At 58.4% G+C, this 9,829-nt stretch carries 12 protein-coding genes and 1 riboswitch; of the genes, 9 read left to right on the top strand and 3 right to left on the bottom strand.

Going from position 1 to position 9,829, the window contains the following annotated elements:
* The first annotated feature begins 44 nt into the window (after positions 1 to 44).
* On the top strand, positions 45 to 662 hold the full coding sequence (locus tag AUK77_RS05655) for a hemolysin III family protein (RefSeq protein WP_296127064.1): 618 nt from the start codon (positions 45 to 47) through the stop codon (positions 660 to 662).
* A 38-nt stretch (positions 663 to 700) separates the two neighbouring features.
* On the opposite strand, the gene AUK77_RS05660 is transcribed toward AUK77_RS05655, so the two are convergent.
* The 3 genes from AUK77_RS05660 to AUK77_RS05670 all read right to left on the bottom strand — a co-directional run bounded on the left by AUK77_RS05660 (position 701) and on the right by AUK77_RS05670 (position 2,666).
* Complete coding sequence (locus AUK77_RS05660; RefSeq protein ID WP_296127066.1) at positions 701 to 1,195, bottom strand: SprT family zinc-dependent metalloprotease; 495 nt, start codon at positions 1,193 to 1,195, stop codon at positions 701 to 703.
* A gap of 111 nt (positions 1,196 to 1,306) precedes the next feature.
* Positions 1,307 to 1,906, bottom strand: coding sequence for a Yip1 family protein (locus AUK77_RS05665; RefSeq protein ID WP_296127069.1), 600 nt, complete (start codon positions 1,904 to 1,906; stop codon positions 1,307 to 1,309).
* Positions 1,907 to 2,063: 157 nt separating this feature from the next.
* Positions 2,064 to 2,666: a DNA-J related domain-containing protein gene (locus tag AUK77_RS05670; RefSeq protein WP_296127070.1), complete on the bottom strand. Its 603-nt coding sequence runs from the start codon at positions 2,664 to 2,666 to the stop codon at positions 2,064 to 2,066.
* A gap of 117 nt (positions 2,667 to 2,783) precedes the next feature.
* Between AUK77_RS05670 and ttcA the strand changes: the two genes are divergently transcribed.
* The 8 genes from ttcA (at position 2,784) to btuB (ending at position 9,828) form a co-directional block, all read left to right on the top strand.
* Entirely contained in the window at positions 2,784 to 3,608 is an 825-nt protein-coding gene (ttcA, locus tag AUK77_RS05675; RefSeq protein WP_296127072.1) for a tRNA 2-thiocytidine(32) synthetase TtcA, read from the top strand.
* Positions 3,609 to 3,654: 46 nt separating this feature from the next.
* Complete coding sequence (locus AUK77_RS05680; protein WP_296127075.1) at positions 3,655 to 4,326, top strand: DNA-3-methyladenine glycosylase I; 672 nt, start codon at positions 3,655 to 3,657, stop codon at positions 4,324 to 4,326.
* A 62-nt stretch (positions 4,327 to 4,388) separates the two neighbouring features.
* Positions 4,389 to 5,147 (top strand): NAD-dependent deacylase, encoded by a 759-nt coding sequence (locus tag AUK77_RS05685; RefSeq protein ID WP_296127077.1) that lies wholly within the window; start codon positions 4,389 to 4,391, stop codon positions 5,145 to 5,147.
* A 76-nt stretch (positions 5,148 to 5,223) separates the two neighbouring features.
* The gene (locus AUK77_RS05690) at positions 5,224 to 5,838 is read left to right on the top strand and encodes a C40 family peptidase (RefSeq protein WP_296127079.1); all 615 of its coding nucleotides are present in this window, start codon (positions 5,224 to 5,226) and stop codon (positions 5,836 to 5,838) included.
* A 149-nt stretch (positions 5,839 to 5,987) separates the two neighbouring features.
* Positions 5,988 to 6,512, top strand: a complete 525-nt coding sequence (locus AUK77_RS05695; protein ID WP_296127080.1) for a C40 family peptidase — start codon at positions 5,988 to 5,990, stop codon at positions 6,510 to 6,512.
* Between the two features lie 26 nt (positions 6,513 to 6,538).
* Positions 6,539 to 7,201, top strand: coding sequence for a class I SAM-dependent methyltransferase (locus AUK77_RS05700; protein ID WP_296127082.1), 663 nt, complete (start codon positions 6,539 to 6,541; stop codon positions 7,199 to 7,201).
* Between the two features lies 1 nt (position 7,202).
* Complete coding sequence (locus AUK77_RS05705) at positions 7,203 to 7,523, top strand: hypothetical protein (protein WP_296127084.1); 321 nt, start codon at positions 7,203 to 7,205, stop codon at positions 7,521 to 7,523.
* Between the two features lie 85 nt (positions 7,524 to 7,608).
* A riboswitch (cobalamin riboswitch) is annotated at positions 7,609 to 7,837 on the top strand.
* Positions 7,838 to 7,962: 125 nt separating this feature from the next.
* The gene (btuB, locus tag AUK77_RS05710) at positions 7,963 to 9,828 is read left to right on the top strand and encodes a TonB-dependent vitamin B12 receptor (protein WP_296127197.1); all 1,866 of its coding nucleotides are present in this window, start codon (positions 7,963 to 7,965) and stop codon (positions 9,826 to 9,828) included.
* Position 9,829 lies beyond the last annotated feature (1 nt).

Consider the following 9,829-nt stretch of genomic DNA (forward strand, 5'->3'; position numbering starts at 1 on the left):
TAAGCCTGGGTCTTAATGCCGTTTGGCGCTTGCGAAGGTTGTGTATGTATCACGGTGAACGATTTAACGCCTGGACCCATCTGGTCGGTGCTGTACTGGCCTGTGCCGGTGCAGTCTGGCTCTTGGTATTGGCCAGCCTCACAGGTGAGTTGCGCATCATTGTCAGCGTGGCGATCTACGGCCTGACGTTGGTACTGCTCTACAGCATCTCCACACTGTATCACAGCGTGCAGGGCCGCGCGAAAGTGCTGATGCGCAAGCTCGATCACCTGTCGATTTATTTGCTGATTGCCGGCAGCTACACGCCGTTTTGCCTGATCACCTTGCATGGCCCGTGGGGTTGGACGCTGTTTGGCATCGTCTGGACGCTGGCGGTCATCGGCATGTTGCAGGAGATCAAACCGCGTTCTGAAGCGCGGGTATTGTCGATTGTGATTTATGCAGTGATGGGCTGGATTGTGCTGATCGCGGTTAAGCCCTTGATCGCAGCGCTCGGTATGGAAGGGTTTATTTGGCTGGCTGGTGGCGGTGTACTCTACACCGTGGGCATCATTTTCTTTGCCTATGACAGCCGCTTTCGCCATTGGCATGGGATTTGGCATTTATTCGTTATGGGCGGCAGCCTGATGCATTTCGTTGCGGTGCTGCGCTACGTGCTCTAAACCGGCCATTTAGTGTTTGGATGCGAGCTGAGTGATGTTCACTCGTGGCGTTGTTCGCCGGTAAAGTTCAGGGTGGCTTTACAGCGCCGACAAAAATAGCGCCTGCCTTTACTGACCAGCGCATGGCGCTGAGCAGAGAAGGGGAACTCGCCATCCGGGCAACTGCAACGGTAAATAAACCGATTCACCGTACGACGCTGCACGGCGTAGGTGTGGCAGCGATTGGGCGCTAATTCATATACGCCGCGCATGATCAGTTGCCACTCGTCGCCGTGCGGCTGGATTTTTGCGCCGAAGAGTTGATGGGCAATCATGTGCGCCACTTCGTGGGGCACGGTCTGCTTGAGAAAATCGTCGCGGTTTTCCCGGTACAGCTGCGGGTTGAAGCGCAGCTTATTTTCCGTCAGGTGCGCCACTCCGGCTTTTTGCCCACGCAGTTTGAAGCTGACCTCAGGGCGTACAAAGGTGCGCTTGAAGAAGGTTTCTGCTTGCTGGTAGCAATGTTCTACACGGATCAACAGGTGTTCGGACATAACGGCAGCGATCAGACTTTGGGCGCACGATTATGCCCAAGCACGCGACTGATCACAGCCCAGAAACGACGAAACCACCCGTAGGTGGTTTCGCAGTGTTTCAGGTACGCCTTAGCTGGTGTAAACCGGGCCTACACCAAAGCCCCAGAGGATCACCGACGCGGCAATCATGGCCACCAGCACCACCAAGCCCACAGCGAGCACGGAGCTGGAGAACATAAAGCCTTCATCTTCCGGAATGCCCATAAAAGTCGGTATCCCGACATAAAGCAGGTAAACCGTGTAGCAAATGGCCGCAGTACCAATCACCATAGCCAGCCATAGGTGTGGGTAGAGCGCAGCCAAACCACCAATAAACAGCGGTGTGGCGGTGTAAGCAGCAAACACAACGCACTGGGTAAAGTTTGGATTGGAGTCGTAGGTGCGCGCCATCCAGTGGATAAATGCGCCCATCACCGCTACGCCAGCCAACATGGCCAGGTAGGTCATAACCGTCATTTGCAGGGCGCTGGCTTCGGTGAGCATCACTGGCGCTCGGTCACCGATGGCCCAGCCAACTTGGGTGGTGCCGATGTAGGCGGATACGGCAGGTATGGCGGCAAGCACTAGAATGTGGGTGAGATACATGTGGCTGATGGTTTCTTCTTCGCCACGGATTTCTTGCCATTCCTGATCGGGATGGGTGAACAGCCCCAAAACATGATGGATCATGTCAGACCTCCTGTTGTTATACCGATCGCCCCCCAGCGCAACGCCTGATCTGCGTGTGCAGCAACATCAGGTGTAAGCCGAACCTATGCGACCTTATGTCGCAGTATAGGCAGTGAATGGTCGCAGCCAAGGTCGGGCTTTAGAGCAAATCGGACTCTCAGGCGCGTCCGTAATAGCGTTCCAGCACTTCCATGGCCTTGTTGATCGACTGCAACCGCTCTGTGCTGCCGCCTCGGTCAGGGTGATGCTGACTGACCAATTGGCGGTAGCGGTGCTTGATGGTGGCCAGATCAAGCGTCGCGCTGTGGTCGGCCAACTCAAAGAGCTCAAGCGCCGCCTGTTTATCGTCACCGCTGTGCAGGCGCGTCCAGAAGCTTTGCAGCAGGCGCGTGACGTCCTGCGCGCTGGTCTGCTCAAGTTGCGACAGGTCGAGGTAATAGTCGCGCAGTGGGTCATGCTCGGTCAGTTCATGGCTGCCAGGCTGATAGGGCTGCAGTTGAATATGCAGCGCGCTGATCTGCAACGAGCCGCTCTGAGTCGCCCAAAGCTGGTCGCGCAGGCGGTAAAGTGCGTTGAAGAGCAAAAAGTGTGTGCGAAACAGCACCAACGGATCGCTCAGCGGTAAATCAGGGATGTGTTGGCTGTGGCACGCTTGCAACTGTTGGATGAGCTGGTATTCGCTGAGTCCGGCGGGGGCGCCTACCAGCAAGTGGTGCAGTTGCGTTTGCAGGTCAAGGCCCGCGCTACAGGGGTCGTTCATCGGGCTAACTCGGTTGCAGTCCCGGGTCACCCTAACATTTCTCTGAATGGGGTAGGGCACTTGCCGCTTTCTGCGTAAAATGCGCGACTTTCGTAAGCTTCCGGATTCCAGCGCACCATGGGCACCCTTTCGGTCAATCAGAACAAACTGCAAAAACGCCTGCGTCGTCAGGCTGGCGAGGCCATTGCCGACTTCAATATGATCGAAGACGGCGACAAGGTCATGGTTTGCCTGTCCGGCGGCAAAGACAGCTACACCATGCTTGATGTGCTGCTGCACCTGCAAAAGGTCGCGCCGATCAAGTTCGAGATCGTGGCCGTCAACATGGACCAGAAGCAGCCCGGCTTCCCTGAGCACGTGCTTCCGGCCTACCTGGAATCCATTGGTGTGCCATATCACATCATCGAAAAAGACACCTACTCGGTGGTCAAAGAGAAGATCCCGGAAGGCAAAACCACCTGCTCGCTGTGTTCGCGCCTGCGCCGTGGCACGCTCTACACCTATGCCGATGAAATCGGCGCAACCAAGATGGCCTTGGGGCATCACCGCGACGACATTCTGGAAACCTTCTTCCTCAATATGTTCTACGGCGGCACGCTCAAGGCCATGCCGCCGAAGTTGCGCGCCGATGATGGTCGCAACGTGGTGATCCGCCCGCTGGCTTATTGCAGCGAAAGCGACATTGAGGCGTATAGCGTGCTCAAAGAGTTTCCGATCATTCCTTGCAACCTGTGTGGCTCACAGGAAAATCTGCAGCGTCAGGTGGTCAAGGAAATGCTGCAGGACTGGGAGCGCAAATCACCTGGGCGCACTGAGATCATGTTCCGCGCCCTGCAGAACGTGGTGCCGTCGCAGTTGGCCGACCGCAACCTGTTTGACTTCAAGAGCCTGAAAATCGACGAGAGCGCCACGCCGCGCTTTGTCGATGTGATGAACCTGTAAGGGCGATAAGCCCCGAGCGACACAGAACAAGCAAAGGCGAAAGACGATGCGCGATTACAAATGGCTCAATGAATTTTGCCTGAACCGCTTTGGCTCGGCAGCCGCGCTGGAGTCAATGCTGCCGCAGCCGCGCAGCTCCGACGCCTTGCGCGCCATCACGGACGATCGCTACCTGTCGACGTTGAGCCTGCGCATCTTTCGCGCCGGTCTCAAACACAGTCTGGTGGATGCCAAGTGGCCAGCTTTTGAGCAGGTATTTTTCGGTTTTGACCCGGAAAAAGTCGTGCTGATGGGCGCCGAACGCCTGGAAAATCTGATGCAGGATGCGCGCATCATCCGTCACTTAGGCAAGCTCAAAAGTGTGCCGCGCAACGCGCAGTTCATCCTCGATGTGCAGAAAGAGAAGGGCAGCTTTGGCGCGCTGATCGCCGAGTGGCCCGAGCGCGAAGTGGTGGGGCTTTGGAAGTACCTGGCCAAGCATGGCAGCCAGTTAGGTGGTTTGTCCGCTCCGCGCTTTTTGCGCATGGTGGGCAAAGATACCTTTGTACCGACTGATGATGTGGTGGCTGCGTTAAAGGCACAGAACATCATCGACAAGGCGCCGACCAGCCTTAAAGACTTGGCAGCCGTGCAAGCGGCCTTCAACCATTGGCAAACACAGAGCGGGCGACCGCTGTGTCAGTTGTCTGCGATGTTGGCGTTTACCGTCAATCATTGAGGGGCTGGCGTTGTTGCGGTGGACGAATAAAGCGTCGTCCACCCTACGCATGAGGATTCGCAATGGACGAGCGTATTGTCCGTGTTGCCCAAGTCATCAAACAGGCTGAGCGCATTCTGCTGGTTACCGGTGCAGGCTTATCCGCTGACTCGGGCTTGCCCACCTATCGCGGTGTCGGCGGTTTGTATAACGGCCACACGGCCGAAGGTCTGCCGATTGAAACGGCGCTGTCCAGCCACATGCTGCAACGTGATCCGGCGTTGTGCTGGAAGTACCTGGCCGAACTGGGTAAGGCCTGCTTAGGCGCACAGGCCAATGCCGGGCATTACGCCATAGCCGAACTTCAGCGGCGCAAGCCGCAGTGTTGGCTGCTGACGCAGAACATCGACGGCTATCACCGCGCGGCCGGCAGCCCGATGGACAGGGTGATCGAGATTCATGGTGAACTGGCACCGTTGTATTGCCAGTCATGCGGCGCGGTGGATGCTGAATTGGCAGCTCATCTTGAGCGGCCGCTGCCCCCGCTGTGCAAACAATGCGCCGGCGTGTTGCGCCCGCCGGTGGTGTTGTTTGAAGAAATGCTGCCCGAACAGGCCATCGGCACGTTGTATGACGAGGTGCGCAAAGGCTTCGAGGTGGTCATCAGCATTGGCACCAGTGCGAGCTTCCCTTACATCGTCGAGCCGTTGTTGCGCACCCGTCAGGCAGGCGGCTTCACCGTGGAAATAAACCCGCAACGTACGGACTTGAGCGGTCGCGTCAATGTTCACCTGCAAGGGCGGGCGTTAGATGTTTTGCCGGAACTGCTGAGTCACATTTAGCGCCATAGAATTTGCAAATGTACGCCATAGAGGGCATAGTCGGTTTCTTATGAATTTAACCGACACGGTCGTGCCCATGCTAAAACGCCTCGCACCCCTCGTGCCTATCGCACTTACCCTCGCCTTAACTGGCTGCGCTAATCACGCGCCGCAGCCTGAATTGCCACTGGAGCAGCCGGTGTTCTCCTCGACCGATCTGGTTGAGTTTGACGAACAAGCCAAAGAGGCTGCGCTGGGCGACTTCACAGAAGACAAAGCCTACGAATTGCCGCAACTGGCTGACAGTATCCTGTCTCACGGCCTGTCGTTGGTCGGGACGCGTTACCGCTTTGGCGGCAGTTCGGTGACCTCCGGTTTCGATTGCAGCGGCTTTATCGGTTACCTGTTCAAGGAAGAGCTGGGCATGAAATTGCCACGCTCCTCCCGCGACATGATCAATATCGACGCACCGTTGGTGTCGCGCGATGAGTTGGAGCCGGGTGATCTGCTGTTCTTCAGCACGGCCGGGCGTAACCGCGTCAGCCACGCCGGTATCTACATGGGTGATAACCAGTTTATTCACTCCAGCAGCAGCCGCAGCGGCGGTGTACGGGTCGATAGCCTGGATGATCGCTACTGGTCGCGCACCTTTATCGAAGCAAAACGCGCCCTTGCGCTTGCTCCCAGCGATTCGATTGCACGTCACCCCTGAACCCTGTGATCTGGCGGCTAATGTTGTTTAGCCGCCATCGTCTTGTTCATCTCGATAGTTTTCAACAACCTGCCAAGCAAAGCTAAAGCTTGCACTGCAGTGTGCAAGCCTGCACAGTAGTCGCCATTCCGGCTTGGGGTGGACGTATCATGGCTGCTATCGCCCGTTTAAGTATTTTGCTCGCCGCCGCGCTGCTCAGCGCGTGTTCCAGCCGCGCCCCTGCGCCGGTCGCGCCTCCCGCTGCGCCGCCCGCTGTTAGTTATTCCTACGGCAATGCCAATGATGTGCTGTTCCGCGCCCTTGGCCTAGTCGGCACACCGTATCGCTACGGCGGCAATACACCGGATGGCGGCTTTGATTGCAGTGGCTTGATTGGCTATGTGTACCGCGACGCCGCCGGGATCAGCCTGCCGCGCTCAACCCGCGAGATGATCAGCATGCGCGCGCCTGCCGTAGGGCGTGATGCGCTGCAGAGCGGTGATCTGGTGTTCTTTGCCACCAATGGCGGGCGTCAGGTCAGCCATGCGGGCATTTATGTAGGCGACGGACGCTTTGTCCATGCGCCTTCTACCGGCGGTACGGTGCGCTTGGACAGCTTGAGTAATACCTACTGGCAGCGCACGTACCTCAATGCCAAGCGGGTGTTCACCCCGGAGTTAGCCAGCAATCCCTGACGCACATCCTGCCGGGTTCAGTTGCCATGACCAATCAAACCCTCAGCCTCGATGCTGCCCTGTATCACTACCTGCTGGATGTCTCCTTGCGTGAAACGCCGCTGCTCAGCCAGTTGCGTGAAGAAACTGCAAAACTGAGTACCGCTCGTTGGCAAATAGCGCCCGAGCAGGGGCAGTTTATGGCCCTGCTGGTGCAACTGCTGGGCGCGCGGCAGATTGTTGAAGTGGGCACCTTCACCGGTTACAGCGCACTGTGTATGGCGCAAGCGATGACCGCCGATGGCCGTTTGATTTGCTGCGATATCGCTGGCGACTACAACGCCACGGCGCAGCGCTATTGGCATGCCGCCGGTGTGGCAGAACGCATTGAGTTGCGCTTGGCTCCGGCGCTGGACACGCTGACGGCCCTTGAGGCAGAAGGACTAAGCGGTCGTATTGATTTGATATTCATCGATGCGGACAAGGCCAACTACCCGGCGTATCTGGAACACGGCCTGCGGCTGCTGCGTCAGGGCGGGTTGTTGATATTTGACAATACCCTGTGGAGCGGGCGCGTGTTGCAGGCCGAACCTGAGTGCGCCGACACCCGTGCCATTCAAGCGCTGAACCTGATGCTGCGCGACGACCCGCGTATCGATCTGTCACTGCTTCCGCTGGGTGACGGGCTGACCCTGTGCTGCAAACGCTGACATGCCCCCCGTTATTCGTCTGCCTGAACAACCTGATGCCTGTGAACTGTGCGCCCGCACCATGCCATTGACGCGCCACCACCTGATCCCCAAAGCGCTGCACAATAAGCCCTATGTGCAAAAACGCTTCGACAAGGTAGAGCGCATCAGCGCCACGCTCTGGGTGTGCCGCGCCTGTCATAACCAGATCCATCGCCTGTTCAGTGAAAAGGAACTGGCACTGACCTACAACAGCCGCGACAGCTTGCTCGGTGATGAGCGCTTGCGCACCTTTGTTGAGTGGCTGGCGAGCAAACCGCCAGGCTTTACGCCGAGGCATTGAGTGGTTGCTGTAATCAGCGCTTCAGCTACGACCTCACTGTTTCAGTCGCGCCGTTAAGCGTTGACGCTCTGGTTGCAACTCTCTACCCTGCGCGCCTGCAACAGGTGCCCCCGACGCAGTGCGTCAGAGGGGTGAAACAGGGAAGCCGGTGCGTTACGTGATGTTCACGCAACTATTCCGGCGCTGCCCCCGCAACGGTAAACGAGTTAAGGATCGCCATTCGCCACTGTGCCCTCGGCATGGGAAGGCGCGATCTGGGAGCCCTCAGGTTCCACTCGTAAGCCCGGAGACCGGCCTGCTGCATCCACGGCATGCGGAGGGCGTTGTCGGGTGGTTGCGGCGTTCTGCCGTGCCTGCCTGTGTCGTTTTCCCATGCCTTTAATCGGCAGTGTCGCGCGGGTGGCGCGACGGAGAACAGACCTTGCAGCGCATCTTCCGTATGTGCCCGCTAGCCTTTGCGCTGGTGGGCAGTAGTCCTTTTTTCGCGGCTCAGGCAGCGACCCTCAACCTTGATAATCAGATCGTCACGGCCACGCGTACTGCGCAGTTGACGGCCAATACCATTGCCGCTTTTACTCTGATCGAGCGTGAGCAGATCGAGCGCAGTCAGGCGCAGTCACTGCCGGAGTTGCTCAAGCGCGTTCCGGGGCTTTCCCTGAGCAATAACGGCGGGCCGGGCAAGTCGACCGCGTTGTATATCCGTGGCAGCAATTCCAATCATGCGCTGGTGTTGGTCGATGGCATCAAGATCGGCTCGGTCAGCAGTGGCGGTGCAGCTTGGCAGGATTTGCCCATTGAGCTGATTGAGCGCATTGAAGTGGTGCGCGGGCCGCGCTCCAGCCTGTATGGCTCGGAGGCGATTGGCGGGGTGATTCAGATCACCACGCGTAAACCTCAGCAGGACGGCTTCAAACCCTTTGCCTCGGCCGGTTACGGCAGCCAAGACACTTATCAAGGCAGTGCCGGTTTCACCGGCGCGGCCGGGCAGGGCTGGTACAGTTTGGGCGTTTCGGGCAGTGATACCGATGGCATCAACGTCAAGCCGGTTAATGCCAGCGGCTACGAGGCCGACCGCGACGGCTATCGCAATCTGTCGCTGGCCGCGCGCGCCGGTTATGCCTTTGCCAATGGCTTGGAGCTGGACGGCAACCTGCTGCAGGTTCACTCCCACAACGACTATGACTCGGTCAACACTCGGCGCACGGCTGGCTTTTCAGCCCATGCCGACAACGTGCAAAAGGTCGTTGGTGGGCGCGCCCGTTTCAGCCCCCTGCAACCCTGGCAGGTTACGTTGCAGGCCGGGCGCAGTGAAGATAAATCCGATGCCTTTCAAGACGCGCGCTTTAACTCGCGCTTTGACAGCCGCCGTGATTCGCTCAGTTGGCAGAACGACCTGACCGTGGCTGAGGGGCATACCTTGACGCTGGGGGCCGACCATCAGCGTGACGAGGTCAACGGCACCACTGCCTACGCCGAAGACGCCCGCGACAATCAGGGCGTGTTTGCCCAATACCTCGCCCAACTGGGCGCGCATGATATTCAGCTGAGCCTGCGCCGCGATGACGATGAGCAGTTTGGCCAGCATCACACGGGCAACCTCGGCTGGGGTTATGCCTTCAACGATGAACTGCGCCTGACCGCCAGCTACGGTACGGCGTTCAAAGCGCCCACCTTCAACCAACTGTACTTCCCCGGCTTCGGCAACCCGCAACTGGATGCCGAGCAATCGCGCAGCCTTGAGCTGGGGCTGGCTGGGCAACACAGCTGGGGGCATTGGGCTGTGAATGCTTACCGCAGCGAGATCGATAACCTGATTGCCACGGTCAACACCGTGGTCGGCGGGCAAACTCAAAGCCGCGCCGAGGGCGTTGATCTGGCGCGTATTCGCGGGCTGGAGTTGCAACTGGGCAGCGAGTGGCTGGGCTGGCAGTGGGCTGCCAATTACAGCTTGATGAGCGCCGAAAACCGCTCCGAGCGCAGCAGCCGCACCGGTATTGCTTACTACGGCAAGCAACTCAACCGACGGCCGGGGCAGCTGTTCAACCTGGCTATGGATCGTGCCTTCGGTGCCTTCAGCGTCGGCGCCAGCGTATACGCGCAAAATTCCACCTTCGATGACCTAGAAAACCAGACCGAGCTGTCCGGCTTTGCCACCGTCGATCTGCGTGGTGAATACCGCCTCACGCCCAAATGGCGGCTGCAGGCGCGTGCCGCCAATCTGCTGGACGTCGATTACCACACCGTCGAGGGCTTCAATCAGCCAGGTCAGGCGTTTTACCTGACGGTGCGTTACCAAGCCCTTTAAC

The organism is Pseudomonas sp. Ga0074129 (assembly GCA_001465025.1).
Taxonomy (GTDB): Bacteria; Pseudomonadota; Gammaproteobacteria; order Pseudomonadales; family Pseudomonadaceae; genus Aquipseudomonas.

Bases quoted from the DNA above. Each gene is read 5' to 3' on its own strand.
- AUK77_RS05655 (WP_296127064.1), top strand. From the start codon at position 45: ATGTATCACGGTGAACGATTTAACGCCTGGACCCATCTGGTCGGTGCT.
- ttcA (WP_296127072.1), top strand. From the start codon at position 2,784: ATGGGCACCCTTTCGGTCAATCAGAACAAACTGCAAAAACGCCTGCGT.
- AUK77_RS05695 (WP_296127080.1), top strand. From the start codon at position 5,988: ATGGCTGCTATCGCCCGTTTAAGTATTTTGCTCGCCGCCGCGCTGCTC.
- AUK77_RS05705 (WP_296127084.1), top strand. From the start codon at position 7,203: ATGCCCCCCGTTATTCGTCTGCCTGAACAACCTGATGCCTGTGAACTG.
- AUK77_RS05685 (WP_296127077.1), top strand. From the start codon at position 4,389: ATGGACGAGCGTATTGTCCGTGTTGCCCAAGTCATCAAACAGGCTGAG.
- btuB (WP_296127197.1), top strand. From the start codon at position 7,963: ATGTGCCCGCTAGCCTTTGCGCTGGTGGGCAGTAGTCCTTTTTTCGCG.
- AUK77_RS05690 (WP_296127079.1), top strand. From the start codon at position 5,224: ATGCTAAAACGCCTCGCACCCCTCGTGCCTATCGCACTTACCCTCGCC.
- AUK77_RS05680 (WP_296127075.1), top strand. From the start codon at position 3,655: ATGCGCGATTACAAATGGCTCAATGAATTTTGCCTGAACCGCTTTGGC.
- AUK77_RS05660 (WP_296127066.1), bottom strand. From the start codon at position 1,195: ATGTCCGAACACCTGTTGATCCGTGTAGAACATTGCTACCAGCAAGCA.
- AUK77_RS05700 (WP_296127082.1), top strand. From the start codon at position 6,539: ATGACCAATCAAACCCTCAGCCTCGATGCTGCCCTGTATCACTACCTG.
- AUK77_RS05670 (WP_296127070.1), bottom strand. From the start codon at position 2,666: ATGAACGACCCCTGTAGCGCGGGCCTTGACCTGCAAACGCAACTGCAC.
- AUK77_RS05665 (WP_296127069.1), bottom strand. From the start codon at position 1,906: ATGATCCATCATGTTTTGGGGCTGTTCACCCATCCCGATCAGGAATGG.